Source organism: Enterobacter cloacae complex sp. I2, assembly GCF_014896205.1.
Taxonomy (GTDB): domain Bacteria; phylum Pseudomonadota; class Gammaproteobacteria; order Enterobacterales; family Enterobacteriaceae; genus Enterobacter; species Enterobacter quasihormaechei.
This window is the reverse complement of sequence record NZ_JADBRA010000003.1, coordinates 116,402-143,113: the sequence shown is the minus strand read 5'-3', so window position 1 is coordinate 143,113 and position 26,712 is coordinate 116,402. Positions and strand designations below refer to the sequence as shown.

Sequence of the window (26,712 nt, the reverse complement as noted above, 5' to 3'; positions counted from 1 at the left end):
CTTCATCTTCGAAAACAGGGAGCCGGTGCGACGTTTACCGCACCGGGCTACACCTTAGAGTTGCGTCAGTTTTTGCAGCATCTGGTCGGTCGTCGACACTGCTTTACTGTTAATTTCATACGCGCGCTGAACCTGGATCATGTTCACCAGCTCTTCCGCCACGTTGACGTTAGAGGTTTCCACATAACCCTGGTACAGCAGCCCCGCACCGTTCAGGCCCGGCGTACTCTCATTTGGCGTACCGGAAGACTGCGTTTCGGTGTAGAGATTCTCGCCGATGCTTTCCAGTCCGGTATCGTTCATGAAGGTCGTCAGGTTGAGCTGGCCAACCTGAACCGGCGCCGCCTGACCCTGCTGGGTAACGCTGACGATACCGTCACGGCCAATGGTAATGCTCAGCGCGTTCGCCGGAATGGTGATGGCAGGCTGCACCTGGAAGCCGCCCGCCGTCACCAGTTGGCCGTTCTGATCCACCTGGAACGAGCCGTCGCGGGTATAGGCAGAGGTTCCGTCCGGCAGCTGCACCTGGAAGAAGCCCTGGCCTTTAATTGCCACGTCTTTACTGTTGTTGGTCTGGGACAGGTTGCCCTGGCTGTGCAGACGCTCGGTGGCGACAGGGCGCACGCCGGTACCAATTTGCAGACCGGACGGCAGCGTGGTTTGCTCAGAAGACTGCGCCCCCGGCTGACGAATCGTTTGATAAAGCAAATCTTCAAAAACCGCACGCTGGCGCTTGAAACCGTTGGTGCTGACGTTTGCCAGGTTGTTGGCAATCACATCCATGTTGGTTTGCTGTGCGTCCAGACCGGTTTTCGCGATCCATAAGGAACTGATCATAGGGAGTCCTGTTAACTCATAGCCAGAAGTTGGTTAGCCTTGCTCGCGTTTTCATCTACGCTGCTGATGATTTTCATCTGCATTTCGAAGCGGCGGGCGCTGGCGATCATGTCGGTCATGGCTTCGACCGGTTTGACGTTACTGCCTTCCAGCACGCCGGACATCACGCGGATGGTCGGGTCGGCCTGTAAGGTGGCGCCGCGAGTGGCCTGCGCGGCCTGGGTCAGACGGAACATCCCGTCATCGCCACGCTGCACCTCATTGCCTTCCGCTTTCACCAGCTTCAGACGACCGACAGGCGCAACGGTGTTGGCCGGGTCGCCCGGATTCAACGCCGAGATGGTCCCGTCTGCCGCAATGGTCAGCTCTGACCCTTCAGGCACCGTCAGCGGACCGGCTTCGCCCATCACCGGATGCCCCTGAATCGTAAGCTGTCCGGTGGCGCTCACCTGAATGTTACCGTTGCGGGTATACCCTTCCGCGCCGTCAGCCGTTTGCACCGCCAGCCAGCCGTCCTGCTGAAGGGCCACGTCCAGCGGACGCGCGGTGTAATCCATCTGGCCTGGCGTCATGTCGGCACCCGGCGTGGAGGCGGTGACCAGCGTACGCGTAGGCAATGACAGCCCTTCAACCGGCACCGCACGCAGCGCGTTGAGCTGCGCGCGAAAACCTGGCGTGGAGGCGTTTGCCAGGTTGCTGGCGGTAACAGCCTGCTGATTGAGCGTCTGGCTTGCCGCGCCCATCGCTGTATATATTGCGTGATCCATTGCGCTTTCCCGTCAGCTGCTTAACGCAGGTTAACCAGCGTGTTGAGGATCTGATCCTGGGTTTTGATGGTCTGCGCGTTCGACTGGTAGTTACGTTGCGCGACGATCATGTTCACCAGTTCTTTACTCAGATCGACGTTGGACGCTTCCAGCGCGCCGTTGGTCAGCGTGCCGAAGTTACCGGAGCCCGCGGTGCCCAGCAGGGCAACACCGGAAGACTGCGTGGCAGACCAGACGTTATCCCCTTCGGACTTCAGGCCTTCGTTGTTGGCGAAGTTAGCCAGCACGATCTGGCCCAGCACCTGGGTCTGTTCGTTCGAGTAGTTACCGACAACGGTGCCGTCATCGTTGATCTGGTAGCTCACCAGGTCGCCCGGCTTATAGCCGTTCTGGCTCGTCGCCACGATGTTGTTCGCACCGGTGTTCTGCTGCATGGAGTTCGCGAAACTCATGTCAAACGTGGCTGGCGTCGCACCCGGAACGGTGCCTGTTGTGATCTTGATATCATCGCCACCCGTCAGTACGCCGCTCGCGTTAAAGGTCAGCGTTGTTGCCAGCTTAGCGGTATCTCCCGCTACGCTGCCGTCCTGCGCATACACTTTCCATGAGTTTGCCGGAGTCGCGTTTTTGACATAGAACAGGTTCATGTTGTGCGCATTACCCTGGCTGTCAAACACCGTCACGGTGCCTTTCTTGTTGTAAGAGTCAGGGTTGGTCGAATCGAAGGCGACGGTTGGCGCGGTATCGGTGGAGTTCAGGTTGATCTGCTGAGAGGCCGTGGTGGTGGACTTCGCCGCCATCAGCGTCGTGGGAATGGAGATCGCCTGCGGATTCGCACCGGTTTGCACCGTAGGAGGCGTGCCTGCAACCGGGTAACCGGTTAACTGAAGCCCCTGCATGTTCACCAGGTTACGGTTTTCATCCAGCTTGAACTGGCCGTTACGGCTGTAGAACACGGAACCGTTAGCGTCCACCATGCGGAAGAAACCGTTCTGGCTGATGGCGACGTCCAGGCCGCGACCGGTGTTGGTGGTCGTGCCGTCGGTGAAGTCCTGGGTGATACCCGCAACCTTCACGCCCAGACCCACTTTAGAGCCTGCAAACATATCTGCAAAAGACGCAGAACCGGATTTAAAACCATAGGTCGCGGAGTTGGCGATGTTGTTGCCAATGACGTCCAGGTTGGTGGCCGCAGCATTCAGGCCGCTGACCGCTTGAGAAAAGGCCATGACTTACTCCTGATAAGTATGAAGGCTTAGATAATCTGCCGAACTTCGTCGAGTGTGGTGGTACCGGAAGTACCCAAATCCAGTTTGTTGCCATCGCTACCCTTGATGACGCCCTGAACCAGGGCAAACTGTAGCGGCTGCGCCACCAGCTGAGTGGTGCCGCTGCTGGCGCTAATCGCAACCTGATACGAGCCGTTAGGGGCTTTGGTGCCGTCGGTCAGGCTGCCATCCCAGGTAAAGGTATGTACGCCCGCCTTAAGCTCGCCAATCTCAATCGTGCGCACCACGTTGCCGCTGGCGTCTTTGATTGTGGCGGTGACTTTGTCGGCCGGCTGCTGCAACTCAACGCCAAACGGCGTCGTGGTTGTGGTGGATGTGCCTTCGGTGGTGCTGGTACCCGCCAGGATCGTGGTCCCCGGGATCATCACTCCATGACCGATCAGGTTGGCGGCCTGTAAGGACTGGCTGTTATCGATTTGACCGGAGACAGAGCCCAGCGTGGTGTTTAGTTTCTCAATGCCGCTGACGGTGCTGATCTGCGCAAGCTGCGTGGTCAGTTCGTTGTTCTGCATCGGGTTGGTTGGATCCTGATTTTTCAGCTGCGCCACCAGCAGGGTCAGAAAGCTGCTCTGTAAATCGGAGGCATTGCTCCCGGTAAGGGAACTGGAACCGGTCGCACTGCTGGTGCTGCTGACGCCGGTATTGGTCGGGTCATTCACGTTTACGGCGATGGACATGCGTGTCTCCTTTACTGGCCGAGAGTGAGTGTTTTGAGCATCATGCTCTTCACGGTATTAAGCACTTCGACGTTTGCCTGGTAGCTGCGTGACGCGGACATGGAGTTCACCATCTCCCCGACCACGTCCACGTTTGGCATTTTCACGTAACCGCTGGCATCCGCGAGCGGATTGCCTGGCTCGTAAACCAGCTTGTCAGGTGCCTGGCTCTCAACCACATCCGCCACCTTCACGCCGCCCGTTGCCGCACCCGGTGCAGCATCCACCTGGAAGACGACCTGTTTAGCGCGATACGGTTGTCCGTCCGGGCCGGTCACGCTGTCGGCGTTGGCCAGGTTGCTGGCCGCCACGTTCAGTCGTTTGGACTGCGCCGTTAATGCCGAACCGGCGATATCAAAAATATTCAGCAAGGCCATTTACTAATTGCCCCCCTGTAGGACGGTCATCATGCCTTTGATTTGCCCGCCGAGAAGCGTCAGGCCGGTCTGGTATTGCAGACTGTTATCGGCAAACTGAGTGCGCTCCCGGTCCATGTCGACGGTGTTACCATCAAGCGAAGGTTGATCGGGAATACGGTAAAGTAAGTCGGTTGATGGCGCGGTCATCGCCTGAGCGGGAATATGCCGTGAGGATGTCAGGGCAAGTGAGACACCCGTTCCTTCGGCACGTCCACGCTCCATCACTTTTTTAAGTTCACTGGAAAAATCAATATCGCGCGCCTGATACCCGGGAGTATCCGCGTTGGCGATATTGGCGGCTAAAATCTCCTGCCGCTGGGCGCGTAAGTTGAGCGCTTCCTGCTGAAAACGTAACGCGGCGTCGAGTTTATCGAGCATGTCTCCTCCGCTGATGAGAAAATTTCAGTTCACAGCTTAAATCTCACCCCGTCTCCCCTATCGACGGAATAAGCGCAAAATGCGTCGCTATTTATTGCGTTGATGCAAAACCACTGCGGGTAGAATTTGCTTAATTCTGGACATGGTGGAACGTGCGATGCGGACTTTTAAACGTGGCCTGGCGGCGACCCTGTTGCTTTTGAGCCCTCTGGTGCAGGCTGAAGGGTTAGAGGACCAGCTCAATGCTTTCTTTGCGCAGAAGCTGGCCGGCTTCAGCGATGACGTACGCGTGACCGTGCGCACCCCGCCTAACCTTTACCCGTCCTGCGAAGCCCCGTCATTTAGCGTGACCGGCAGCACAAAGTTATGGGGCAACGTGAACGTGCTGGCGCGTTGCGCCAACGAAAAACGGTATTTACAGGTTGCGGTACAGGCGACGGGCAATTATGTTGTCGCCGCCGTTCCGATTCCGCGAGGCAGCCTGCTGCAACCTGACAGCGTAACGCTGAAGCGTGGCCGGCTGGATCAGCTTCCTCCGCGGACTATGCTGGACATTAACCAGGCTCAGGAAGCGGTCAGCCTGCGAGATGTCGCCCCTGGACAGGCGATACAGCTCTCTATGCTGCGCCAGGCATGGCGGGTAAAAGCCGGACAACAGGTGATGGTGGTCGCCAATGGCGACGGCTTTAGCATCAACAGTGAAGGAAAGGCGCTGAATAACGCCGCAGTGGCGCAAAATGCCCGGGTCAGAATGTCCTCAGGCCAGGTGGTCAGCGGCACGGTCGGTCCTGATGGGAATATTCTGATTAACCTGTAATCTTTTTAAAGATTTCGCGGCGACTGCCGATAAATATTCAACAAATGATGATGTCAGGCGCAAACGCCGCGAACCCTCGATGAGGACAACACTATGAGCATTGATCGTACATCAGCCCTGAAGCCGGTTAGCACTGTACAACCTCGCGAAACGAACGAGGCTGCCCCGCAGAAAGCGCGTCTGGAAAAAACGTCGACCGCTAACAGCACCAGCGTCACGCTGAGCGATGCGCAGTCGAAGCTGATGCAGCCGGGCAGCAGCGATATCAACATGGAACGTGTTGAAGCGCTGAAAACGGCTATTCGTAACGGCGAACTGAAAATGGATACCAGCAAAATCGCTGATGCGCTGATTCAGGACGCACAGAGTTTCCTCCAGAGTAACTAACCGTATGAGTCGACTGTCAGAAATACTGGATCAGATGACGGTGGTCCTGAACGACCTGAAAACGGTGATGGACGCAGAACAGCACCACCTCTCTTCTGGTCAAATCAACGGCAGCGCGTTGCAACGCATTACTGAAGACAAAAGCTCGCTGCTGGCGACCCTGGATTATCTGGAAAAACAGCGACGCGCTGAGCAAGACGCGAAACGCAGCGCCAATGACGAGATCAACGAACGCTGGCAGACCATTACAGAAAAAACCCAGCATCTACGCGATCTCAACCAGCATAACGGCTGGCTGCTGGAAGGTCAGATTATCCGTAATCAGCAGGCGCTTGAGGTGTTGAAGCCCTATAAAGAGCCGGGACTGTACGGTGCGGATGGTCAGACGTCTACTGCACGTATTACGGGCGGGAAAAAGATTTCGATTTGACGCAGTAGCGGCACGTCATGAAACGGGGAGCACCGTCTGGTGACTCCCCTTTTGGCGTTTATACCGTGCGGCGGGTGAACTCTTTCACCTTGAAGCCAAGCACCGCCAGCGTGGCAAAATATGCCACTACGCCCACGGCCACCACGGCCATCAGACGCATCAGGCGATATGGCATAGTGCCCTGCGCCCAGTCAGGCATCACGTACAGCATGCCAACCAGCGCTGCCGCCATCACCAGTACCGCGATCACCAGGCGCAGCAGGAAGCTTGCCCAGCCCGGCTGCGGGGTGAAGATATCCTGCTTGCGCAGCTGCCAGTACAGCAGCCCGGCGTTGAGACAGGCCGCCAGACCAATCGACAGTGACAGACCCGCGTGTTTCAGCGGACCAATAAACGCCAGGTTCATCAGCTGAGTCATGATCAGCGTCACAATGGCAATCTTAACCGGCGTTTTGATGTCCTGACGTGAATAGAAGCCGGGCGCTAGCACCTTCACGACAATCAGCCCCATCAGCCCCACCGAATAGGCCACAAGCGCACGCTGCGTCATGGCGGCATCAAAGGCGGTGAATTTTCCATACTGGAACAGCGACACCGTCAGCGGTTTCGCCAGGATCCCCAGCGCCACCGCGCTGGGTAACGCCAGCAGGAAACAGAGACGCAGGCCCCAGTCCATCAGGCGGCAATATTCATCATGATTGCCGCTGGCAAAACTTTTCGACAGCGACGGCAGCAGAATAGTCCCCAGCGCCACGCCCAGCACCCCGGACGGAAACTCCATCAGGCGGTCGGCGTAATACATCCAGGAGACCGAGCCCGACACCAGGAAGGAGGCAAAGATGGTATTGATGATGAGCGAGATCTGGCTGACGGAGACGCCGAGGATCGCCGGTCCCATCTGTTTGATAACGCGCATTGCCCCCGCGTCTTTGAAATTGATGCGTGGCAGAACCAGCATGCCGATCTTTTTCAGATGCGGAAGCTGGTAGGCAAGCTGTAGTACGCCGCCGACGGTCACGGCCCAGGCCAGCGCCAGCACCGGCGGGTTAAAATGCGGCGCGGCGAACAGCGCAAAGCCAATCATGCTGACGTTGAGGAACGTGGGGGCAAAAGCCGGAACGGAGAAGCGGTTCCAGGTATTCAGGATGGCACCCACCAGTGACGCCAGTGAAATCAGCAGGATATAGGGGAAGGTGATACGCAGCAGCTGCGTCGTCAGGGCAAATTTATCCGCCGTGTCGGCAAAGCCCGGTGCCGTTACCATGATTACCCAGGGCGCTGCCAGCATCCCAAGAACGGTGACGATCGCCAGCGCCAGGGTCAGTAAACCGGAAACGTAGGCCACAAAAACACGGGTGGCATCTTCGCCCTGCTTGCTTTTATATTCCGCGAGGATCGGGACAAACGCCTGTGAAAAGGCCCCTTCGGCAAAAATACGGCGCAGCAGGTTCGGCAGCTTAAACGCGACGAAAAAGGCGTCCGTTGCCATCCCTGCGCCAAAAACCCTTGCCACAATGGCATCGCGCGCAAAGCCAAGCACGCGGGAAAACATGGTCATCGAGCTGACGGCTGCCAGCGATTTTAATAAGTTCATTAACGTGAAGTTCCACAACCCTACGGATTTGTAGGCCGGGTAAGCGTTAGCGCCACCCGGCAAAGCCAACAAGCGGCGCTTAGTCTAACCGGATTTTAAGGAATTACTATCGGCAGATGTTACAGCGGGTTATTCCGACATCGCGTCGCGCCAGAGTCGTTCCACAATGCGTTGCGCCAGAATTGCCTGCTCGCCGGACGTTTCAGGCACCGTCTGATTTTGCACGCAGGTGATGAAGTGACGCGCGCAGCCTACAAAGCCGCGCTGCTCCAGCGTGCTCTGCCAGCCGGGAACGGGTAACGCGACCACGCCGTTGCCCTTCTCTTCCCGCCACTCACGCATATCGGTGACGTCATACAGCGCCCCATCCGTAACGGCCTGCACGGACTCGCGCTGGCTGCCCGCCCGGCGGTGCATGCTGGTCGTCACCTGCACATGTTCAACGGCAAAATGATGCTCGGCGTAGACCATCTCGCCCTGCTCGTTAGTCAGCAGCGTGCCGCTTTGCAGGCGTGCATTTCCGTTACTCAGCCACAGCGCCGTATCCACAACGTGGAGATAATCATCCAGCAGCGTGAAGCGCAGATCGTTCGGCCCCACGCTGTCGGTACGGTGCTTATCCATTCGCAGAGAGGCAAACGAGCCGGACTGAGCCTTGAGCTGCTGATAGAGCGGGGCGAAACGGCGGTTGAAACCGACCATCAGCGTCAGCTTTTTACGCGCAGCCAGCTCAATCAGACGTTCAGCATCCTGCACATTTTCCGCCAGCGGCTTATCCACGCAGACGTGAACGCCCGCGTTCAGCAGCTCGCTCACCACCTGGTAGTGCGTTGCCGTAGAGGTATGCACAAATACCGCATCACATTCACGGGCTAAATCCTGTAGCGAACCGGCATAAGGGATGCGCCAGGTTTCGCAGATGCGCTCTGCTTTTTCACGGGTAGGCGACCACGCCCCTTGCAGCGTCCAGTCTGACGCTGCGCCTAAAACGGGCAGCCAGGCTTTTTGCGCAATCCCGCCCAGGCCCACAACGCCAATGCGTAATGTTGTCACGTTTAATCTCCCAGGTGTGCGAGTAAAGCATCCAGACGCTGCTTCAGCCCGGCAACCTCTTCTTCCAGGGCTGCCACGCGCGCGGTCAGGCTGTCGTTTGACGCTGGCGCGTCGGAGTCAGCGGCCAGCGCAGAGGTATCCACGTCGCCGCTGAACAGGTGCATATAGCGGCTTTCGCGCTTGCCCGGCTCGCGGGGTAAGCGCACCACGTAAGGACCGTCCTCACGTGACGCCAGCCCCTCCAGCGTCTGTTCAACGTCCTGCATATCACGAAATTCATGCATGCGAGAGGCGCGCGTACGCAGTTCCCCCGGCGTCTGCGCCCCGCGCAGCAGCAGCGTGGTGATAACAGCCACTTCCGCAGCGCTGAGTTTTAAATCGCCAAATTCAGAATTACAAAAGCGCTGTTCATATTTAGTGACGCGATTGCCGAAGCCGCTGACGGTACGCAGGTAGTGGCGTTTCACCAGCTCGTCGAGGATATCCTGCACCTCGTGTTCGCCCAGGTTCATCACCGGCTCACGGTTCGTCTTCTGGTTGCAGGCCATCGTGACGGCATTGACGGAAAGGGGATACTGTTCCGGCGTCGTGACCTGCTTTTCCAGCAGGCAGCCAATCACGCGCGCCTCGGCGCCATTTAACTGATATTTCATCTTTTCTCCTTAACGACCTGCGGTCCACTCCTGCGTGGTGAGCGCGGTGAGGACATGGTCCCGCCACTCGCCGTCAATCAGCAGGTAATCTTTGGCATAGCCCTCTTTTTCAAACCCCAGACGGGCCAGCAGATCGCCGCTGCGCTTATTGTGCGGCATATAGTTCGCCATAATGCGATGGATATGCTGCGTGCGCTGCATGTAGCGGATCGCCGCCGTCAGCGCCTCAAACATAAGCCCCTGCCCCTGCCATTTTTGGCCAATGGAATACCCAAGGTAACAGGCGTGAAACGACCCGCGCACCACGTTTGAAAAATTGGCAATGCCAACGATCTCTTTCTCTTCCGGATCGAGAAGCGCGAAATAAAACGCGCTTCCCTGCTTGTGAAATTCCGCAATCATACTGAGGCGCGCCTGCCAGCCGGAGGGGTAGCAGTGGCTCTCGTCCCGAACGGGTTCCCAGGGTTTTAAAAACTGGCGATTCTCGGCGTAATAATCCGCCAGACGCCAGGCATCACGCTCATGCACCAGACGAACGACCAGCCTGTCCGTCGTCAGACGCACTTTTGGCACATTACTGCGATAGCCAAACATCGATACCACTCCTTCCCGTCGATTCTGCTCTGCCAGTTAGCTTTACTATACCTGTGCCTGTGCCTTCTGTGAAAACAGTGACATACCATTTTGATCGCTTTTCACATTTTTCGATGAGAACTCTCTATCAAAGCACCTTTTTGATAAAAAAATATTGTCGCCAGCGGGTATGGGAAAAAGCGTGGCGGCACCGCAGAATGTTAGCGTGCTCACCTTCTGTTTTCCCTGGAGGGAAAATGTCCCGCGTATCACAGGCCAGGAGCCTGGGTAAATATTTCCTGCTCGTCGATAACATGCTGGTCGTGCTCGGCTTTTTTGTCGTTTTTCCGCTTATATCGATTCGTTTTGTCGATCAAATGGGCTGGGCGGCGTTGATGGTCGGGATCGCGCTGGGCTTACGCCAGTTTGTCCAACAGGGCCTGGGCGTGTTTGGCGGCGCCATTGCCGACCGCTTCGGCGCAAAACCGATGATTGTCACCGGCATGCTGTTACGTGCGGCGGGCTTCGCCACGATGGCCATCGCGCATGAACCCTGGCTGCTGTGGTTCTCCTGTTTCCTTTCCGGCATTGGCGGCACCCTTTTCGACCCGCCGCGTACCGCGCTGGTGGTTAAGCTGATCCGCCCGCAACACCGGGGTCGCTTCTTCTCAATTTTAATGATGCAGGACAGCGCCGGCGCGGTCGTGGGCGCCCTGCTGGGAAGCTGGCTGCTGCAATACGATTTCCGCCTGGTCTGCGCCACCGGCGCGGTGTTGTTTATTCTCTGCGCGCTGTTTAACGGTCTTTTTCTGCCTGCGTGGAAACTGTCGACAGTTAAAGCGCCAGTGCGGGAAGGGCTTGACCGCGTGCTGAGCGATAAACGCTTCGTCACGTATGTGTTAACCCTGACCGGCTACTACATGCTTGCCGTGCAGGTCATGCTGATGCTGCCGATCATGGTTAATGATATTGCCGGCACGCCGGCGGCGGTGAAATGGATGTATGCCATTGAGGCCTGCCTCTCTTTGACGCTGCTTTATCCGATTGCCCGCTGGAGCGAGCGCCGTTTCCGGCTTGAGCACCGTCTGATGGCCGGGCTGTTGCTGATGACGCTGAGCATGATGCCCATCGGCCTGGTGAGCTCACTCCAGCAGCTGTTTATGCTGATCTGCTCCTTCTATATTGGCTCCATCATTGCCGAGCCAGCCCGTGAAACGCTGAGCGCGTCGCTTGCCGACGCTCGCGCCCGGGGCAGCTACATGGGGTTCAGCCGTCTTGGGCTGGCGCTTGGCGGCGCACTGGGTTACACCGGCGGCGGCTGGCTGTTTGATGCCGGAAAAGCGCTCCATCAGCCGGAGCTGCCGTGGGTCATGCTCGGCATGGTCGGCTTTATGACGCTGATTGCCCTCTGGTGGCAGTTCAGCGATAAACGCAGCACGCGCGGGATGCTGGAGCCCGGCGCCTGACCTTCTGGCGGGAGGAAATTTGCCTCCCTCCACTATCAGTTTTTTCTGCTGGTTTCTGCTGGATCACCCTGACATACTGGCGTATCAGGACAGATGCGCCGATTTTATGTTGAGGAACGCCATGAAAAAGATCGTTATTGCCGCTGCGTTAGTTGTCAGTGGTCTGCTGGTGGGATGTAACCAGCTTACGCAGTACACCGTCAGTGAGCAGGAAATTAATCAGGCGCTGGAAAAACATAATAACTTTTCAAAAGATATCGGCGTACCCGGCCTTGCGGATGCGCATATCGTTCTGACGAATCTCGCCAGTCAGATTGGTCGCGAGGAGCCTAACAAAGTCACCCTTTCCGGCGATGCCAGCCTGGACATGACCTCGCTGTTCGGCAATCAGAAAGCGGACATTAAGCTGAAGCTCAAGGCGCTGCCGGTCTTTAATAAAGAGAAAGGGGCAATTTTCCTGCAAGAGATGGAAATTGTGGACGCGGTTGTGACGCCGGACAAAATGAAACCGGTGCTGCAAACGCTGATGCCTTATCTCAACCAGTCGTTGCAGAACTACTTTAACCAGCAGCCCGCCTACGTTCTGAGCGAAGACAAGAGTAAGGGCGAATCTCTGGCGAAAAAATATGCCAAAGGGATAGAGGTGAAGCCGGGTGAAATCATCATTCCTTTTACCGACTAAAGACTCCGGGCGCTCAGGCGCCCGTTTTTTTTAACGGAAGTGTGTGCAAACGAAAACGTTTCCGCTTATGATTTGTGTCCGGCAAAAACAGCCATCTTATGACTGATCTCTTTCAAGCCGGAGCTTCCATGACTGTACAATCCCAGGTTCTCAAAATCCGCCGCCCAGACGACTGGCATATCCATCTTCGTGATGGCGATATGCTGAAAACCGTCGTGCCGTATACCAGCGAAATTTATGGCCGTGCGATTGTAATGCCTAACCTGGTTCCACCAGTCACCACCGTCGAGGCCGCGATCGCCTATCGCCAGCGTATCCTTGACGCCGTTCCGGCCGGGCACGATTTTACCCCGTTGATGACCTGCTACCTGACGGACTCGCTGGATCCCAATGAGGTTGAACGCGGGTTTAACGAAGGTGTGTTCACCGCCGCGAAGCTCTACCCGGCAAACGCCACCACCAACTCCAGCCATGGGGTGACCAGCGTTGACGCCATCATGCCTGTTCTGGAGCGTATGCAAAAACTGGGGATGCCGCTGCTGGTGCACGGGGAAGTGACCCACGCTGACATTGATATTTTCGATCGTGAAGCGCGTTTTATTGAAACGGTAATGGAGCCGCTGCGCCAGCGTCTTCCGGGGCTGAAGGTGGTGTTTGAACATATCACGACCAAAGATGCCGCAGAGTACGTCCGGGATGGAAACGAACTGATTGCCGCCACCATCACCCCGCAGCACCTGATGTTTAACCGTAACCACATGCTGGTGGGCGGGGTTCGCCCACATCTGTACTGTTTGCCGATCCTTAAGCGCAATATCCACCAGCAGGCGCTGCGTGAGCTGGTGGCCAGCGGCTTCCCTCGCGCGTTTCTTGGCACGGATTCCGCCCCGCATGCCCGTCACCGGAAAGAGGCGAGCTGCGGCTGTGCAGGCTGCTTCAACGCGCCGACCGCACTCGCAAGTTACGCAACCGTGTTTGAAGAGATGAACGCGCTAGAGCATTTCGAAGCCTTCTGCTCTCTCAACGGTCCACGTTTCTACGGTCTGCCGGTCAATGACACCTTCATTGAGCTGGAGCGTAAAGAAAGCCAGGTTGAAGAGTCGATTGCGCTCACCGATGATACGCTGATCCCGTTCCTCGCCGGTGAAACCGTAAGCTGGACGGTAAAACGCTAAAAAACTGTCGCCCCCTGTTGTCAAACCGACAATATAACTGTATAAATAAACAGTATATTACACAGGGGGCATTTATGCGTATTGAAGTCACCATTGCCAAAAGCACCGTCCTGCCTGCTGGCGCACTCGACGCGCTGGCGGGTGAGCTATCCCGACGTATTAACAGCACTTTTCCTGAAAACGATGGCGCCGTAACGGTACGTTATGCAACGGCAAACCATCTTTCCGTCATCGGCGGCGCGAAAGAAGACAAAGACCGCATCAGCGAAATTTTGCAGGAAACCTGGGAAAGCGCCGACGACTGGTTCATCACAGATTAAAATTTGCTCCCTCATTGTGTTTTTTTGCCGGGTCGCCCCGGCTTTTTTTCGTTTCGTCTCCTGTAAGTTCAAAATATTTCAGCATCTTCTTAGAAAATCGTGAACAAGATGGTGTTTTATTGCTCGAACAATCCTAAAAAGCATAAAAATGTGTTGCTACCCGTTTATTTTTTCCTTCTGAACCCTTATTAATTGATATACTGAAATTGCTTTCAGAAAAACATGCATTGAACCTCAAAGTCGTTGTCTTCTAACACGCATTAAGGGGGTTATAATGGAAAAGAATAGTGAAGTGATCCAGACCCATCCGCTTGTTGGCTGGGATATCAGCACCGTAGACAGCTACGATGCGCTGATGCTGCGTTTGCACTACCAGACCCCAAATCAGCAAAACCGTGATGAAGCGGAAGTTGGACAGACGCTGTGGCTTACAACAGACGTCGCCCGTCAGTTTATCTCTATTTTGGAAGCAGGCATCGCAAAAATAGAATCTGGCGACTATCAGGAAAATGAGTATAAACGGCATTAATCTTATGCCCTTCACTCAACAGGCACCCTCGCGGTGCCTTATTTATTTCGTTCTTGTATAAGCCCACATAGTTAATTACTCTGCTAACAAAGCGTTAGTAAAGAGAAGCCTATGAAATACGATTTGATCATTATCGGAAGCGGCTCCGTAGGATCTGCCGCCGGTTATTACGCCACGCAGGCGGGTCTGAATGTGCTGATGATTGACGCCCACCTTCCCCCCCATTCTGAAGGAAGCCATCACGGCGATACCCGTTTGATCCGTCACGCTTACGGTGAAGGTGAACGCTATGTACCGCTGGTGCTTCGGGCTCAGACGCTGTGGGACGAACTGGCGACACGCACCGAGGAGCGCATTTTTGAGCGCACCGGGGTCATTAACCTCGGGCCTGCCAACTCCACGTTTCTGGCGAACGTCGAGGAGAGCGCGAAAGCCTACCGCCTGGACGTTGAGCGTCTGGATGCGAACGGCATTATGGCGCGCTGGCCGGAAATTTCTGTCCCTGAAGATTATATTGGATTGTTTGAAGCCAACTCCGGCGTGCTGCACAGCGAAACGGCCATCAAGACCTGGATCGATCTCGCTGCCAAAGCGGGCTGCGCGCAGTTGTTCAACTGTCCGGTCACGGGCATAACCCACCATGCCGATGGTTCAACCGTCACCACGTCTGAGGGTGAATATACCGCCGCACGCCTGCTGGTCAGTACGGGAACGTGGGTGACAAAACTGCTGCCGGACCTGCCCATCCAGCCGGTGCGCAAAGTCTTCTCGTGGTTCCAGTCTGACGGGCGTTACAGCAGCCAGAACAAATTCCCGGCGTTTACGGGCGAATTACCCAATGGCGATCAATTCTACGGTTTCCCTTCGGAAAAAGACGCGCTCAAGATAGGCAAACACAACGGCGGGCAGGTTATTTCCTCTGCACAAGAGCGCAAGCCGTACGGAGCCTATCCGCAGGATGGTTCCGAAGCCTTCACGTTCCTGCGTAATATTCTGCCGGGCGTAGGCGGATTGCTTTACGGCGCAGCGTGCACCTACGACAACACGCCGGATGAAGACTTCATCATCGACACGCTGCCCGAACACGACAATACCCTGATCGTAACCGGGCTCAGCGGTCACGGGTTTAAATTTGCGTCGGTGCTAGGCGAAATCGCCGCCCAGTTTGCGCAGGGGATCGCGCCTTCGTTTGATCTCACCCCCTTCGCGCTCTCGCGCTTTGACAGATAATACCTCCACAGGCTCCGAATAACCGGAGCCTGTTTAGCGAGAGGGGCATGATGCGCAGACTGGTGAATTATCTGATCAATAACATTCGCGAGCATTTCATGCTCTACATTGTGCTCTGGTCTCTGCTGGCGATCGTTGACGTCATCTATATCGTATTCTTTTGAGAATACTCGCTGACATTTACTGACACTCCTTTAAGCTTATTTAACTTCTTTTTTTATAAAAACTCATCTCAAATTTATTGAACGAAGCGATTGAATTACATCGCGCAAACACATTCAAATTCGCTGAAATAAATTAAATAAAAATCATTATTCTTTTTTTTCAGTTGCATTATTTATTTAACCCGTTCATTTTTAGTGCACAGACATTTGAGAACGGAAATTCATATGCAATGGCGTAACTCCTCCAGCCGCTACGGAATAATATCCATGTGTTTACACTGGCTATTTGCGCTTGCCGTCTATGCCATGTTTGGTCTCGGCCTCTGGATGGTGACATTAAGCTATTATGACGGTTGGTATCATCAGGCTCCCGAATTGCACAAAAGCATTGGGGTTCTGCTGATGATGGGTCTGGTTATTCGCGTGATCTGGCGACATATCTCTCCACCCCCACCTGCCCCCAGGAGCCATGGTCGTTTTACCCGCATCAGCGCTGTAGGCGCACATATCGCACTCTATGCCCTGCTGTTCGCCATTCTGATCAGCGGCTATCTCATTTCGACCGCAGACGGCAAGCCGATCAGCGTGTTTGGACTTTTTGACGTCCCTGCCACGCTGGCTGACGCCGGTTCACAGGCTGACACCGCAGGTGTGGTTCATCTGTGGCTGGCATGGAGCGTGGTGATCTTATCGGTTCTGCACGGCCTTGCGGCCCTGAAACACCACTTTATTGATAAAGACGATACGCTGAAGCGCATGCTTGGCCGTTCGTCAGTTGACTCTGGAGCATAAAATGAAAAAACGCCTGTTGGGTATCGCATTAGGTTCGCTGTTATTCACCACCGGTTCGGCTGTCGCTGCTGACTATAAAATTGATAAAGAGGGTCAGCATGCCTTCGTCAATTTCCGTATTCAGCATCTGGGTTACAGCTGGTTATATGGCACGTTCAATGATTTCGATGGCACTTTCACTTTCGACGAGAAAAATCCTGCTGCCGATAAAGTGAATGTCACCATTAATACCAACAGCGTCGATACTAACCACGCCGAGCGTGATAAACATCTGCGCAGCGCTGAATTCCTGAACGTGGCGAAATTCCCGCAAGCCACCTTCGCGTCGACAGCGGTGAAGAAAGACGGTGATGAGCTGAATATTACCGGTAATCTGACGCTGAACGGCGTAACAAAACCGGTAACGCTGGAAGCGAAATTAATCGGCCAGGGCGACGACCCGTGGGGCGGCAAACGCGCTGGTTTTGAAGCCGCAGGCAAAATTCATCTGAAAGATTTTAATATCACCACGGATTTAGGCCCGGCATCGCAGGACGTGGAGCTGATTATTTCGGTGGAAGGCGTTCAGCAGAAGTCATAAAAAAAGGCCCGGCAGGCTTTTGCGCCGCCGGGCATCGTTTTACTCCGGGTCCGGAATACCCAGTTTGGTATTCAGTCGACCCCGGGATTTATTAAAGATCTTATTCCCGTTCTCGCGGCCGGCACGGCGGCGGCGTTGCTCTTCTTCAGGCAGCAGACTCTCTTCACTGCACAGCTCGCTACAGCAGCCATTGTACTTCTCGGCACAGGCAGGACACTGAATAAACAGCAGATGACAACCGTCGTTTTTGCAGTTGGTATGCGTATCGCACGGCGTACCGCACTGGTGGCAGTGCGCGATCACATCCTCTGAAATTCGCTCGCCCATACGCTCGTCAAACACAAAGTTCTTACCGATAAAACGCACCGGTAAACCCTGCTCGCGGGCGCGGCGGGCATACTCAATGATCCCGCCCTCAATGTGCCAGACTTTATTAAAACCGTTGTGCTTCATCCAGGCACTGGCTTTTTCGCAGCGGATCCCCCCGGTGCAGTACATCACGATCTTTTTGTCTTTATGCTCCTGCATCATCTCTACGGCTTTCGGCAACTGCTCGCGGAAGGTGTCGGCAGGGATCTCCATCGCATTTTCAAAGTGGCCCACTTCATATTCATAGTGGTTACGCATATCGATGAATACCGCGTCCGGATCGTCGAGCATCGCATTCACTTCAGCGGCCTTAAGGTACTCACCCACATTGCCGGCATTGAAGCTCGGATCGTCAATACCATCCGCCACAATACGCTCACGCACCTTCATGCGCAGCACCCAGAATGATTTACCGTCATCATCCAGCGCAATGTTCAGGCGAACCCCATCAAGCGCGGGATCAAACCCGTAGAGGAGATCGCGGAAGGCGCTGACCTTGCTTTCAGGCACGCTGATCTGCGCGTTAATCCCCTCTCGCGCCAGATAGACGCGGCCAAACACGTTCAGGGCGGTGAAAGCCTGGTAAAGCGCATCGCGGGTCGCCTGTGGATCGTTGATGGTGAAATATTTATAGAAAGAGATCGTTGTGCGCGGTTCGGTTTCGGCCAACATGCGCGCTTTCAACATCTCATTCGAAACGCGGTTGTGTAACACTGGCATGGTGTACAAGTCCTGCAATCGTTGAGAAATAAAAATCGGTCGGCATGATATAGCAAACAAAGACAATTTACATCCACACAATTTACGCTACATTTCAGTCAATCTGATTTATCAGACTTAACACTTGCAGACTCTTTCATGTTTCGATGACAGATATTTTGGCTATCCATTAAAAAATGAGACAATAGCCCTTCAGGACGTAAGAACACAGGACAGACATGACCCAGTTACCGAAATTTACTGCCGCGCTTTTGCACCCCCGCTATTGGTTAACCTGGTCAGGGATTGGCTTGTTGTGGCTCATTGTACAGCTGCCTTATCCGATCATTTTCCGCATGGGTAAAGGACTGGGCCGCATTGCTCAACAGTTTATGAAGCGTCGCGCCAGGATCGCGTATCGCAACCTTGAGCTTTGCTTTCCTCAGATGAGTGAATCTGAGCGCCACGACAGGGTGGTGAAAAACTTCGAATCGGTCGGTATGGGGCTGATGGAGACCGGCATGGCCTGGTTCTGGTCGGATAAGCGCATGGCGCGCTGGACGGAAGTGGCCGGCACCGGCATGGATCCCGTGCATCATCTCCAGGCCAACCAGACTGGCGTCCTGCTGATAGGCGTTCATTTCCTGACCCTCGAAATTGGCGCACGCATGTTCGGCATGCAGGCGCCGGGTATTGGCGTTTATCGTCCTAACGACAATCCGGTGATCGATTTGATCCAGACCAACGGACGCATGCGCTCCAACAAAAGCATGATCGACCGCAAAGACCTGAAGGGGATGATCCGCGCCCTGAAATCAGGTGAGGTGGTCTGGTATGCCCCGGATCATGACTACGGCCCGCAATCCAGCGTGTTTGTCCCGTTCTTTGCGGTGGAAGAGGCCGCGACGACCACCGGGACCTGGATGCTGGCGCGAATGTCCAAAGCCGCTATCGTGCCGTTTGTGCCGCGCCGTAAGCCGGACGGTTCAGGCTATCAGCTCATCATGCTGGAGCCGGAACTCGCTCCGCCGCTCGACGACGCAGAAACTACCGCGCGCTGGATGAACGGCATTGTGGAGAAATGCATTATGCTCGCCCCGGAGCAGTACATGTGGCTGCATCGCCGTTTCAAAACCCGGCCTCAGGGCGTCCCTTCTCGTTATTAATCGACATGCGGCCTTCCGGGTCGCATGTTGTTTTAGCTTTAAAAGCTCCCGTCATTGCGGCAATCATAACCCTGGCGCATAATTAGCAGGCTTATTACCTCACTGGTCACGGTGCCCTGCACCCCATAATGCGGATAGTTATGTCCCCCTCAGATGCTCCCATAAACTGGAAACGTAACCTGACGGTTGCGTGGCTGGGCTGTTTTCTTACCGGCGCCGCCTTCAGCCTGGTCATGCCCTTCCTGCCGCTTTACGTTGAACAGCTCGGCGTGACCGGCCACAGCGCGTTGAATATGTGGTCCGGGCTGGTGTTCAGCATTACGTTCCTGTTCTCCGCCATTGCGTCGCCGTTCTGGGGTGGCCTGGCCGACCGTAAAGGCCGCAAAATCATGCTGCTGCGCTCCGCGCTCGGGATGGCAATCATTATGCTGCTGATGGGCGTGGCGCAGAACGTCTGGCAGTTCCTGATCTTACGCGCGCTCCTGGGCCTGCTCGGAGGGTTTATCCCGAATGCTAACGCTCTGATTGCCACCCAAATCCCGCGCCAGAAAAGCGGCTGGGCGTTGGGTACGCTTTCCACTGGCGGCGTAAGCGGCGCGCTGCTCGGTCCGCTGGCAGGCGGGCTGCTGGCCGACCACTACGGACTGCGGCCGGTCTTCTTCATTACCGCCAGCGTGTTGTTCCTCTGCTTCCTCGTGACGCTTATCTGCATCCGCGAGAATTTCACCCCCGTGGCCAAAAAAGAGATGCTGCACGCCCGTGACGTGCTGGCCTCGCTGAAAAACCCAAAGCTGGTGCTGAGCCTGTTTGTAACCACCATGATTATTCAGGTGGCTACCGGCTCCATTGCGCCTATTTTGACGCTTTATGTGCGTGATCTGGCCGGAAACGTCGGAAACATTGCCTTTATCAGCGGACTGATCGCCTCCGTGCCCGGCGTGGCCGCGCTGCTGAGCGCGCCGCGGCTCGGCAAGCTGGGAGACCGCATCGGCCCGGAGAAGATCCTCATCTGTGCCCTGATCGTCTCCGTTCTGCTGCTTATCCCCATGTCGATGGTGCAATCGCCGTGGCAACTCGGGGTGCTGCGCTTCCTGCTGGGGGCTGCGGATGGCGCGTTGCTCCCGGCGGTGCAGACGCTGCTGGTTTATAACTCCACCAACCAGATTGCCGGGCGTATCTTTAGCTACAACCAGTCGTTTCGCGATCTGGGTAACGTCACCGGGCCGCTGGTCGGGGCGGGGGTTTCGGCCAGTTTTGGTTTCCGGGCCGTTTTTATCGTGACGGCAGGCGTCGTGCTGTTCAACGCCGTCTATTCCTGGCTCAGCTTGTCCCGGGCGCTACGCCCGGCGCGCATAACACAACATCGTGACGGCTAATTTTCTTATTCATACTTGCAAAATCATATAATCAGCTATTCTTTCCCTGAATACCTTCACGAAAAACAGGGAGACACTAATGACCATGTACGCCACGCTGGAAGAAGCAATTGATGCCGCTCGCGAAGAATTCCTCGCCGATAATCCCGGCATTGAGGAAGAAGATGCTGACGTGCAACAACTCAATATCCAAAAATATGTCCTACAGGACGGAGATATTATGTGGCAGGCCGAGTTCTTTGCTGATGAAGGTGAAGACGGAGAATGTCTGCCGATGCTGAGTGGTGAAGGTGCGCAGGCCGTATTCGACGGCGACTATGACGAAATTGAGTTACGTCAGGAGTGGCTCGAAGAAAATACGCTGCACGAATGGGACGAAGGTGAGTTTCAGCTCGAACCGCCGCTGGATACGGAAGAAGGTCAGGCCGCAGCGGATGAATGGGACGAGCGTTAAGCTCCCGCTACTCGTACGGGCCGTGGCTGGCATCGATGGGCAGCAATAGCGTATCGAAAATCAGCGAAAACGGCAGATCGAGCACGGTGAGATAGCGCCACGCGGAATCACGCACATCCCACTGTACGCCGGGATAGTACTGATTTCCGTGGCCCTGTCCGGGTATGGTGCGGCTGATAATGCTGCCGCAGCCGCTGAGCAGGCATGCCATCATCACGACAATGAATATTCTCATGAGTAACCTCTAAAAAAATACCGGCGATTAAGCCGGTATTTTATTTGGCGGGTGGCGCTTCGCTTACCCGCCCTACTTAACAACTTATTTCGCTTTCAGGGCCAGCGGGTTCAGCTTCACGTCTTTATAGTAGTTCACCCACGAAGAGTATCTCTCCGGCGCGGACCACACGCGGTAGTGAAGCCTTGCCATCGTCACCGGATCGCTCAGCAGCACCAGACGACGATCGCGGTTAAGCTTTTCTGGCGTCTCGTTCAGCGCCTGCTCAACGTGGCGATCGCGGGCGATCTCCAGCACCTGGCTGGCGCGGTGACGCGCGGTCGCCATTGCAGTTGCCAGGGCGTTGAATGACGGGTTGAACACGGCGTGCATAAAGCCATCATCCAGCGTGCGTTTGCGGTTCTGCTCCAGGTAGGTATCGGTATCCACCAGCACCTGCGGCGGAGAATACTCTTCCGGGATCAGGAACAACTTCCAGCGTTTGGTACGCAGGCCCACCGTCGAACGGCTGGAGATCACCGACACAAACGGCGACAGGATCAGCGAGAAGACGATTGGCGCAAGCCAGAACAGGAAACGCAGATCCAGCCAGGCCATCCCGACAGCCCACACCAGCCCCAGCAGCAGCTGAGAGCCGTGGCGCATAAAGGCTTCACTCCACGGCGTGGAGTCATCGTCACGCTGCGGTGAATTCCACACCACTTCCCAACCCAGGAACGCGCTCACCACGAATACCGTGTGGAACAGCATACGCACCGGTGCCAGCAGGACCGAGAACAGCACTTCCAGCAGCAGTGAAAGGGTTACGCGGCAGAAACCACCGTACTCCTTTGAACCTTTACACCAGATCAGAACGATACTGAGCAGCTTCGGCAGGAACAGCAGCACCATGGTCGACGCGAACAGCGCAATCGCCAGCTCCGGACGCCACTGCGGCCACACCGGGAACAGCTGGCGCGGTTGCAGGAAGTACTGCGGCTCCGTCAGGGCATGCACGACCTGCAACGCGGTCGAGAGCGCGAGGAACATAAACCACAGCGGTGCAGAGAGATAGGACATCACGCCCGTCAGGAACACCGCCCGGTGAACAGGGTGCATCCCCTTCACCAGGAACAGGCGGAAGTTCATCAGGTTACCGTGACACCAGCGGCGGTCACGCTTGAGCTCATCCAGCAGGTTCGGCGGCAGCTCTTCATACGAGCCCGGCAGATCGTAGGCAATCCAGACGCCCCACCCTGCACGGCGCATCAGCGCGGCTTCCACAAAGTCATGCGACAGAATGGACCCGGCAAATGACCCTTCACCCGGCAGCGGCGCCAACGCACAATGCTCGATGAACGGCTTCACGCGGATAATGGCGTTGTGGCCCCAGTAGTGAGACTCGCCCAGCTGCCAGAAGTGCAGACCGGCGGTAAACAGCGGCCCATAGACGCGGGTCGCAAACTGCTGGCAGCGCGCATACAGCGTGTCCATACCGGAGGCTTTTGGCGAAGACTGAATGATACCCGCGTTTGGGTTAGCTTCCATCAGACGCACCAGACCGCTCAGGCAATCGCCGCTCATGACGGAGTCTGCATCCAGTACCACCATATAGCTGTACTGGTTACCCCAACGACGACAGAAGTCATCGATGTTCCCGCTTTTACGCTTCACGCGGCGACGACGACGACGGTAGGAGATCTGTCCTTCGCCCTGCACTTCGGCAATCAGCTCCATCCAGGCTTTTTGCTCTGCCACGCAGATATCCGGGTTGTAGCTGTCGCTCAGGATGTAGACGTCGAAATGCGCCGCGTTACCGGTCGCCTTCACGGACTCCCAGGTTGCACGCAGCCCTGCGAATACGCGGTCAACGTCTTCGTTACAGATAGGCATGATCAGCGCGGTACGGTGCTCGGGATTCAGGGGTTCATCCCCGACCGTTGACGCGGAAATGCTGTATTTGTCACGTCCCATCAGCAGTTGCAGGAAGCCCATCAGCGCGGTCCAGAACCCGGCGGAGACCCAGCAGAACAGCACGGCGAACAGCAGAAGGATGCCGCTCTGTAAAATGTACGGCAGCAGCTGCATGAAGGAGACCCAGATATCCTGGCCAATCATGTCAGCAGGGTTTATCAGCGCCCAGCCCTGGTACGGCAGAATGGTTTTCATGTACCAGGTGGCGACGACCGTTTGCGCCAGCGTCAGCAGCAGCAGAATGTAACGACGAATCGTTCCCACGGTACGCCATTTCTGCTCGGACGCCTGCTGTTCTTTGGTCAGACGCGACAGATAGCGCGGCGTTACGTCACGCCCACGCAGGCGATCCCAGAAGCGGCCCACCGGGTTGGTGCGCCACGGATCGGGGAACATAGAGGAACGCGTGGCCTTCGGCATTGCCTGTAGCTGGTCACGCCCTTCGTCATCCTTGATCAACTGCCCTTCAGCCAGCGAGTCCGGCCATGCCTGCTCCAGACGTGCCTTCACTGACCCCAGCGGCGTATCATCATCACGGGAAAAGTGACGGTGTTCACCATCCAGCGCGGTGTGAACCGCGCGGATGTCGCTCGCAGGGAGTGCCGCTTTTTCAATGTCCGTCAGCGGCATGGCATCAATATATTCAGATGTATTATTCATTGGCAGGTAGCTGATAGCTCCAGGTTTCACTCAGCGGCTTATCGTTACTGACCAGCGCGGCGCGCATTTCAGTGGTCTGTTTCGGATCTTTCACCTTCACGCGCAGGGTCAAACGCCACCCTTTGGTCACCGGATTGTAGCGCACGGCGTTCTCAACGATTTCACCGTTATCGCCAATGCTCGCCTGTGACGTCACGGCAGTATCCGGCGCCAGTTTTTTCATATCCTGCCCGGTGAAGTCCACGATAAACGCCAGCGTGCCATCCGGCTGACGAATCAGGTTGGACTGCTTCACGTCACCCGTCGAACGACGCGTCTGCATCACGTACGCGTTATCCGGCGCGTGCAGTTTGTCTTCGTCACGGCTGAAGGTGATCGCATACTTGAAGTTCATCTCTTTACCGGCTTCCGGCAGCTGATCCGGTGTCCAGTACGCCACGATGTTGTCGTTGGTTTCATCGTTGGTTGGAATTTCAACCAGCTCAACCTTGCCTTTACCCCAGTCGCCTTTCGGCGTAACCCAGGCGCTTGGGCGCAGATCGTAGCGGTCATCCAGATCTTCAAAGCGGGAGAACTGACGGCCACGTTGCAGCAGACCAAAGCCCTGCGGGTTTTCCATCGCAAAGCTGCTGACCGCGAGGTGTTTCGGGTTGTTCAGCGGGCGCCAGATCCACTCGCCGTTACCGGCATGGATGGAGAGGCCATTAGAATCATGAAGTTGAGGACGGAAGTTGGTTGCCGGAGACGGCTGATTCGGCCCAAACAGGAACATACTGGTCAGTGGCGCAACGCCCAGCTTGCCCACTTTATCGCGCAGGTAAACTTTAGACTGCACGTCAACCACCGTGTCACGCCCAGGCATGATCACGAAGCGATAAGCGCCGGTCGCACGAGGGGAGTCCAGCAGCGCATAAATTGTCAGACGTTTGTCGGTTGGTTTTGGACGTTCGATCCAGAACTCGCGAAAACGAGGGAATTCTTCACCTGATGGCAGCGCGGTATCAATCGCCAGACCGCGCGCAGAAAGCCCGTACACCTGCCCCGCGCCAATCACGCGGAAGTAGCTGGCGCCAAGCATGCTGACGATTTCGTCGTTTTTATCTTTGCTGTTAATCGGATAAAGCACCTTGAAGCCTGCGAAGCCGAGGTCTTTCACCGTGTCTTTATCGTGTTGCACACCGCCAAAATTGAAATAATCCGGGCTGTACTTGATTTTGCGTACCGCGGTCGCCGTCACTTCATTGATGGCAACCGGCGTGTCGAAGTACATACCCTGGTGGTAAAATTCAAGCTTGAACGGGGTTTTAATATTGTTCCAGTACGCTTTATCGTGATTGAACTGGATCTGCTGATAGTCCGCGTATTTCATGTCGCGGAAAACGGAGGGCAGGTTACTTTTTGGCGCTTCATAGCTCTTGCCCGCCATCGATTTTGCCTGTTTTGCGACATCATCGATGTTAAAGGCCAGTGCAGATGAGGTATACAGTGACAACAGCACTGCAACACCCAACCAACGCATTTTCATCATTTGTGGTTTATGTTTCATAATAAGTAAGCACTTCCCCCTTTGTGTGCTTATATCGATCCGATCCATTTTAATGGAAACTCAGGCAATCCGACAACATTATCACTGCTTTGTTCAGCTCGCTGGCTCATGGATTAAGCAAATGAAAGAACCCGCTTTTCACTTTGCGTGCTTATCCTGGAGACAGGGTGTCGGTCTTGGTGTAGGGTTGGCTCCGAATGTAACCATTATGAGCCTTAGGGATAAGGCGAAAAGTCTGAGAATGCGCAAAGTTATATGAGCACAACCCCTGTACAACGTGAATATTTCCTCGACTCGATCCGCGCATGGCTCATGCTATTGGGGATCCCTTTTCATATTTCACTGATTTATTCCAGCCACACCTGGCACGTCAACAGTCAGATGCCTTCCTGGTGGCTTACGCTGTTTAATGATTTTATTCATGCCTTCCGCATGCAGGTGTTTTTTGTCATTTCTGGATATTTCTCCTACATGCTCTTTTTGCGCTATCCGCTGAAGCGATGGTGGAAAGTGCGCGTGGAGCGCGTGGGCATACCGATGTTGACGGCCATCCCGCTGTTGACGCTGCCGCAGTTCATTATGTTGCAGTATGTTAAAGGCAAGACGGAAACCTGGTCTAATCTCTCCCTTTACGAGAAATACAACACCCTGGTCTGGGAGCTGATTTCCCACCTCTGGTTCCTGCTGGTTCTGGTGGTGTTAACCACGGTGAGCTTGCTGATCTTCAGCCGGCTGCGCCAGCGCGCGAGCTCAACATCCTCTGCCTTTTTCGCCAACATCACTCTGGGCAAGCTGTCGCTGCTGTTTCTTGCGCTGGGGATTGCGTATGCCGCCGTCAGGCGTACCCTGTTCATTGTCTATCCCCCTGTTCTGAGCGATGGGCTGTTTAATTTCGTGGTGATGCAGACGCTGTTCTACATTCCCTTCTTCCTGATTGGCGCGCTGGCGTTTATTCATCCGCGGCTTAAAGCGCTGTTTACCACCCCCTCCCCCTGGTGTGCAGTGGGTGCTACGCTGGCCTTTGCAGCCTATCTTCTCAATCAGCGCTACGGCAGCGGGGACGCGTGGATGTATGAAACCGAGAGCGTGATAACGATGCTGATGGGCCTGTGGATGGTGAACGTGGTGTTCGCGCTGGGCCATCGCCTGCTGAATTTTAAATCCAGCCGCGTAACCTATTTCGTTAATGCTTCGCTGTTTATCTACCTGGTTCACCATCCGTTGACGCTGTTTTTCGGGGCATACATTACGCCGCATATTGCCTCGAATGCGCTGGGCTTCTTCACCGGTCTGGTCTTTGTGGTTGGCATTGCCATCGTGCTGTATGAAATCCACCTGCGGATCCCGCTTTTGCGTTTCCTGTTTTCAGGCAAACCTCAGGTTAAAGCGGGATAACAAAACGG

30 protein-coding genes are annotated in these 26,712 nt (G+C 55.5%); 16 read left to right on the top strand and 14 right to left on the bottom strand.

Annotated elements, in window-relative coordinates:
• Window positions 1-54 precede the first annotated feature (54 nt).
• The 6 genes from flgG to flgB are packed head-to-tail and all read right to left on the bottom strand — an operon-like array spanning window position 55 to window position 4,406.
• A complete protein-coding gene (flgG, locus tag IM300_RS03705) occupies window positions 55-837 on the bottom strand; it encodes a flagellar basal-body rod protein FlgG (RefSeq protein WP_000625853.1) in 783 nt (260 codons plus the stop codon).
• Between the two features lie 11 nt (window positions 838-848).
• Window positions 849-1,604, bottom strand: coding sequence for a flagellar basal body rod protein FlgF (locus tag IM300_RS03700; protein WP_063449073.1), 756 nt, complete (start codon window positions 1,602-1,604; stop codon window positions 849-851).
• Window positions 1,605-1,624: 20 nt separating this feature from the next.
• The gene (gene flgE, locus IM300_RS03695; RefSeq protein ID WP_063449074.1) at window positions 1,625-2,833 is read right to left on the bottom strand and encodes a flagellar hook protein FlgE; all 1,209 of its coding nucleotides are present in this window, start codon (window positions 2,831-2,833) and stop codon (window positions 1,625-1,627) included.
• A gap of 26 nt (window positions 2,834-2,859) precedes the next feature.
• Window positions 2,860-3,570 carry a flagellar hook assembly protein FlgD gene (flgD, locus tag IM300_RS03690; RefSeq protein ID WP_102749679.1) on the bottom strand — a complete coding sequence of 237 codons (711 nt, stop codon included), beginning with the start codon at window positions 3,568-3,570 and terminating at the stop codon, window positions 2,860-2,862.
• Between the two features lie 11 nt (window positions 3,571-3,581).
• On the bottom strand, window positions 3,582-3,986 hold the full coding sequence (gene flgC, locus IM300_RS03685) for a flagellar basal body rod protein FlgC (protein WP_003857997.1): 405 nt from the start codon (window positions 3,984-3,986) through the stop codon (window positions 3,582-3,584).
• A gap of 3 nt (window positions 3,987-3,989) precedes the next feature.
• On the bottom strand, window positions 3,990-4,406 hold the full coding sequence (gene flgB, locus IM300_RS03680; RefSeq protein WP_047353550.1) for a flagellar basal body rod protein FlgB: 417 nt from the start codon (window positions 4,404-4,406) through the stop codon (window positions 3,990-3,992).
• 157 nt (window positions 4,407-4,563) lie between these two features.
• Here flgB and flgA point away from each other — a divergent pair, with 157 nt between their 5' ends.
• The 3 genes from flgA to flgN all read left to right on the top strand — a co-directional run bounded on the left by flgA (window position 4,564) and on the right by flgN (window position 6,040).
• A complete protein-coding gene (flgA, locus tag IM300_RS03675; protein ID WP_063449076.1) occupies window positions 4,564-5,223 on the top strand; it encodes a flagellar basal body P-ring formation chaperone FlgA in 660 nt (219 codons plus the stop codon).
• A gap of 93 nt (window positions 5,224-5,316) precedes the next feature.
• On the top strand, window positions 5,317-5,610 hold the full coding sequence (gene flgM / locus IM300_RS03670; RefSeq protein WP_063449077.1) for a flagellar biosynthesis anti-sigma factor FlgM: 294 nt from the start codon (window positions 5,317-5,319) through the stop codon (window positions 5,608-5,610).
• 4 nt (window positions 5,611-5,614) lie between these two features.
• Window positions 5,615-6,040, top strand: a complete 426-nt coding sequence (gene flgN / locus IM300_RS03665) for a flagella biosynthesis chaperone FlgN (RefSeq protein WP_112791708.1) — start codon at window positions 5,615-5,617, stop codon at window positions 6,038-6,040.
• Window positions 6,041-6,098: 58 nt separating this feature from the next.
• Here flgN and murJ read toward each other — a convergent pair whose 3' ends face one another.
• The 4 genes from murJ to rimJ form a co-directional block, all read right to left on the bottom strand.
• Window positions 6,099-7,634, bottom strand: a complete 1,536-nt coding sequence (gene murJ, locus IM300_RS03660) for a murein biosynthesis integral membrane protein MurJ (RefSeq protein ID WP_063449079.1) — start codon at window positions 7,632-7,634, stop codon at window positions 6,099-6,101.
• A gap of 129 nt (window positions 7,635-7,763) precedes the next feature.
• Window positions 7,764-8,687 (bottom strand): Gfo/Idh/MocA family protein, encoded by a 924-nt coding sequence (locus IM300_RS03655; protein WP_112791707.1) that lies wholly within the window; start codon window positions 8,685-8,687, stop codon window positions 7,764-7,766.
• 2 nt (window positions 8,688-8,689) lie between these two features.
• The gene (locus IM300_RS03650; RefSeq protein WP_193032938.1) at window positions 8,690-9,340 is read right to left on the bottom strand and encodes a YceH family protein; all 651 of its coding nucleotides are present in this window, start codon (window positions 9,338-9,340) and stop codon (window positions 8,690-8,692) included.
• A 9-nt stretch (window positions 9,341-9,349) separates the two neighbouring features.
• Window positions 9,350-9,934: a ribosomal protein S5-alanine N-acetyltransferase gene (rimJ, locus tag IM300_RS03645; RefSeq protein WP_003858007.1), complete on the bottom strand. Its 585-nt coding sequence runs from the start codon at window positions 9,932-9,934 to the stop codon at window positions 9,350-9,352.
• 236 nt (window positions 9,935-10,170) lie between these two features.
• Here rimJ and mdtH point away from each other — a divergent pair, with 236 nt between their 5' ends.
• The 9 genes from mdtH to IM300_RS03600 all read left to right on the top strand — a co-directional run bounded on the left by mdtH (window position 10,171) and on the right by IM300_RS03600 (window position 16,851).
• A complete protein-coding gene (gene mdtH, locus IM300_RS03640) occupies window positions 10,171-11,379 on the top strand; it encodes a multidrug efflux MFS transporter MdtH (protein ID WP_193035354.1) in 1,209 nt (402 codons plus the stop codon).
• Between the two features lie 121 nt (window positions 11,380-11,500).
• A complete protein-coding gene (locus tag IM300_RS03635; protein ID WP_063866351.1) occupies window positions 11,501-12,061 on the top strand; it encodes a lipoprotein in 561 nt (186 codons plus the stop codon).
• Between the two features lie 128 nt (window positions 12,062-12,189).
• The gene (gene pyrC, locus IM300_RS03630; protein WP_193035352.1) at window positions 12,190-13,236 is read left to right on the top strand and encodes a dihydroorotase; all 1,047 of its coding nucleotides are present in this window, start codon (window positions 12,190-12,192) and stop codon (window positions 13,234-13,236) included.
• A gap of 74 nt (window positions 13,237-13,310) precedes the next feature.
• The gene (dinI, locus tag IM300_RS03625) at window positions 13,311-13,556 is read left to right on the top strand and encodes a DNA damage-inducible protein I (protein ID WP_193035350.1); all 246 of its coding nucleotides are present in this window, start codon (window positions 13,311-13,313) and stop codon (window positions 13,554-13,556) included.
• Between the two features lie 274 nt (window positions 13,557-13,830).
• The gene (gene bssS, locus IM300_RS03620; RefSeq protein WP_015570838.1) at window positions 13,831-14,085 is read left to right on the top strand and encodes a biofilm formation regulator BssS; all 255 of its coding nucleotides are present in this window, start codon (window positions 13,831-13,833) and stop codon (window positions 14,083-14,085) included.
• A gap of 111 nt (window positions 14,086-14,196) precedes the next feature.
• Complete coding sequence (gene solA / locus IM300_RS03615) at window positions 14,197-15,315, top strand: N-methyl-L-tryptophan oxidase (RefSeq protein WP_193035348.1); 1,119 nt, start codon at window positions 14,197-14,199, stop codon at window positions 15,313-15,315.
• 50 nt (window positions 15,316-15,365) lie between these two features.
• Window positions 15,366-15,479 (top strand): YceO family protein, encoded by a 114-nt coding sequence (locus IM300_RS03610; protein ID WP_063449457.1) that lies wholly within the window; start codon window positions 15,366-15,368, stop codon window positions 15,477-15,479.
• A 225-nt stretch (window positions 15,480-15,704) separates the two neighbouring features.
• Window positions 15,705-16,271, top strand: a complete 567-nt coding sequence (locus tag IM300_RS03605; protein WP_193032940.1) for a cytochrome b — start codon at window positions 15,705-15,707, stop codon at window positions 16,269-16,271.
• 1 nt (window position 16,272) lies between these two features.
• Window positions 16,273-16,851, top strand: coding sequence for a YceI family protein (locus IM300_RS03600; RefSeq protein WP_063449087.1), 579 nt, complete (start codon window positions 16,273-16,275; stop codon window positions 16,849-16,851).
• A gap of 39 nt (window positions 16,852-16,890) precedes the next feature.
• On the opposite strand, the gene IM300_RS03595 is transcribed toward IM300_RS03600, so the two are convergent.
• Window positions 16,891-17,940 carry a rhodanese-related sulfurtransferase gene (locus tag IM300_RS03595; RefSeq protein WP_063866346.1) on the bottom strand — a complete coding sequence of 350 codons (1,050 nt, stop codon included), beginning with the start codon at window positions 17,938-17,940 and terminating at the stop codon, window positions 16,891-16,893.
• A gap of 218 nt (window positions 17,941-18,158) precedes the next feature.
• Here IM300_RS03595 and IM300_RS03590 point away from each other — a divergent pair, with 218 nt between their 5' ends.
• The 3 genes from IM300_RS03590 (at window position 18,159) to IM300_RS03580 (ending at window position 20,915) form a co-directional block, all read left to right on the top strand.
• Window positions 18,159-19,085, top strand: coding sequence for a Kdo(2)-lipid IV(A) acyltransferase (locus IM300_RS03590; RefSeq protein ID WP_193035346.1), 927 nt, complete (start codon window positions 18,159-18,161; stop codon window positions 19,083-19,085).
• A 140-nt stretch (window positions 19,086-19,225) separates the two neighbouring features.
• Window positions 19,226-20,461 carry a multidrug efflux MFS transporter MdtG gene (gene mdtG, locus IM300_RS03585; protein ID WP_064910749.1) on the top strand — a complete coding sequence of 412 codons (1,236 nt, stop codon included), beginning with the start codon at window positions 19,226-19,228 and terminating at the stop codon, window positions 20,459-20,461.
• A 79-nt stretch (window positions 20,462-20,540) separates the two neighbouring features.
• Complete coding sequence (locus IM300_RS03580; RefSeq protein WP_107535100.1) at window positions 20,541-20,915, top strand: MysB family protein; 375 nt, start codon at window positions 20,541-20,543, stop codon at window positions 20,913-20,915.
• A gap of 7 nt (window positions 20,916-20,922) precedes the next feature.
• Here the strand turns inward: IM300_RS03580 and IM300_RS03575 are convergent, their stop codons facing one another.
• The 3 genes from IM300_RS03575 to mdoG form a co-directional block, all read right to left on the bottom strand.
• Window positions 20,923-21,150: a YceK/YidQ family lipoprotein gene (locus IM300_RS03575; protein ID WP_063866343.1), complete on the bottom strand. Its 228-nt coding sequence runs from the start codon at window positions 21,148-21,150 to the stop codon at window positions 20,923-20,925.
• An 84-nt stretch (window positions 21,151-21,234) separates the two neighbouring features.
• On the bottom strand, window positions 21,235-23,763 hold the full coding sequence (gene mdoH / locus IM300_RS03570; RefSeq protein ID WP_193035344.1) for a glucans biosynthesis glucosyltransferase MdoH: 2,529 nt from the start codon (window positions 23,761-23,763) through the stop codon (window positions 21,235-21,237).
• Complete coding sequence (mdoG, locus tag IM300_RS03565; RefSeq protein ID WP_193035342.1) at window positions 23,756-25,309, bottom strand: glucans biosynthesis protein MdoG; 1,554 nt, start codon at window positions 25,307-25,309, stop codon at window positions 23,756-23,758. The genes mdoH and mdoG overlap by 8 nt, the downstream gene beginning before the upstream one ends.
• Before the next feature lie 255 nt (window positions 25,310-25,564).
• Here mdoG and mdoC point away from each other — a divergent pair, with 255 nt between their 5' ends.
• The gene (mdoC, locus tag IM300_RS03560) at window positions 25,565-26,704 is read left to right on the top strand and encodes a glucans biosynthesis protein MdoC (protein WP_193035340.1); all 1,140 of its coding nucleotides are present in this window, start codon (window positions 25,565-25,567) and stop codon (window positions 26,702-26,704) included.
• Window positions 26,705-26,712: the final 8 nt, after the last annotated feature.

Bases quoted from the DNA above. Each gene is read 5' to 3' on its own strand.
- IM300_RS03635 (WP_063866351.1), top strand. From the start codon at position 11,501: ATGAAAAAGATCGTTATTGCCGCTGCGTTAGTTGTCAGTGGTCTGCTG.
- mdoH (WP_193035344.1), bottom strand. From the start codon at position 23,763: ATGAATAATACATCTGAATATATTGATGCCATGCCGCTGACGGACATT.
- dinI (WP_193035350.1), top strand. From the start codon at position 13,311: ATGCGTATTGAAGTCACCATTGCCAAAAGCACCGTCCTGCCTGCTGGC.
- IM300_RS03595 (WP_063866346.1), bottom strand. From the start codon at position 17,940: ATGCCAGTGTTACACAACCGCGTTTCGAATGAGATGTTGAAAGCGCGC.
- IM300_RS03700 (WP_063449073.1), bottom strand. From the start codon at position 1,604: ATGGATCACGCAATATATACAGCGATGGGCGCGGCAAGCCAGACGCTC.
- IM300_RS03610 (WP_063449457.1), top strand. From the start codon at position 15,366: ATGCGCAGACTGGTGAATTATCTGATCAATAACATTCGCGAGCATTTC.
- IM300_RS03650 (WP_193032938.1), bottom strand. From the start codon at position 9,340: ATGAAATATCAGTTAAATGGCGCCGAGGCGCGCGTGATTGGCTGCCTG.
- pyrC (WP_193035352.1), top strand. From the start codon at position 12,190: ATGACTGTACAATCCCAGGTTCTCAAAATCCGCCGCCCAGACGACTGG.
- flgE (WP_063449074.1), bottom strand. From the start codon at position 2,833: ATGGCCTTTTCTCAAGCGGTCAGCGGCCTGAATGCTGCGGCCACCAAC.
- IM300_RS03605 (WP_193032940.1), top strand. From the start codon at position 15,705: ATGCAATGGCGTAACTCCTCCAGCCGCTACGGAATAATATCCATGTGT.
- rimJ (WP_003858007.1), bottom strand. From the start codon at position 9,934: ATGTTTGGCTATCGCAGTAATGTGCCAAAAGTGCGTCTGACGACGGAC.
- flgG (WP_000625853.1), bottom strand. From the start codon at position 837: ATGATCAGTTCCTTATGGATCGCGAAAACCGGTCTGGACGCACAGCAA.
- IM300_RS03580 (WP_107535100.1), top strand. From the start codon at position 20,541: ATGACCATGTACGCCACGCTGGAAGAAGCAATTGATGCCGCTCGCGAA.
- solA (WP_193035348.1), top strand. From the start codon at position 14,197: ATGAAATACGATTTGATCATTATCGGAAGCGGCTCCGTAGGATCTGCC.
- flgD (WP_102749679.1), bottom strand. From the start codon at position 3,570: ATGTCCATCGCCGTAAACGTGAATGACCCGACCAATACCGGCGTCAGC.
- IM300_RS03600 (WP_063449087.1), top strand. From the start codon at position 16,273: ATGAAAAAACGCCTGTTGGGTATCGCATTAGGTTCGCTGTTATTCACC.
- murJ (WP_063449079.1), bottom strand. From the start codon at position 7,634: ATGAACTTATTAAAATCGCTGGCAGCCGTCAGCTCGATGACCATGTTT.
- bssS (WP_015570838.1), top strand. From the start codon at position 13,831: ATGGAAAAGAATAGTGAAGTGATCCAGACCCATCCGCTTGTTGGCTGG.
- flgA (WP_063449076.1), top strand. From the start codon at position 4,564: ATGCGGACTTTTAAACGTGGCCTGGCGGCGACCCTGTTGCTTTTGAGC.
- mdtH (WP_193035354.1), top strand. From the start codon at position 10,171: ATGTCCCGCGTATCACAGGCCAGGAGCCTGGGTAAATATTTCCTGCTC.
- mdoC (WP_193035340.1), top strand. From the start codon at position 25,565: ATGAGCACAACCCCTGTACAACGTGAATATTTCCTCGACTCGATCCGC.
- IM300_RS03575 (WP_063866343.1), bottom strand. From the start codon at position 21,150: ATGAGAATATTCATTGTCGTGATGATGGCATGCCTGCTCAGCGGCTGC.
- flgN (WP_112791708.1), top strand. From the start codon at position 5,615: ATGAGTCGACTGTCAGAAATACTGGATCAGATGACGGTGGTCCTGAAC.
- flgC (WP_003857997.1), bottom strand. From the start codon at position 3,986: ATGGCCTTGCTGAATATTTTTGATATCGCCGGTTCGGCATTAACGGCG.
- flgM (WP_063449077.1), top strand. From the start codon at position 5,317: ATGAGCATTGATCGTACATCAGCCCTGAAGCCGGTTAGCACTGTACAA.
- mdtG (WP_064910749.1), top strand. From the start codon at position 19,226: ATGTCCCCCTCAGATGCTCCCATAAACTGGAAACGTAACCTGACGGTT.
- flgB (WP_047353550.1), bottom strand. From the start codon at position 4,406: ATGCTCGATAAACTCGACGCCGCGTTACGTTTTCAGCAGGAAGCGCTC.
- mdoG (WP_193035342.1), bottom strand. From the start codon at position 25,309: ATGAAACATAAACCACAAATGATGAAAATGCGTTGGTTGGGTGTTGCA.
- IM300_RS03590 (WP_193035346.1), top strand. From the start codon at position 18,159: ATGACCCAGTTACCGAAATTTACTGCCGCGCTTTTGCACCCCCGCTAT.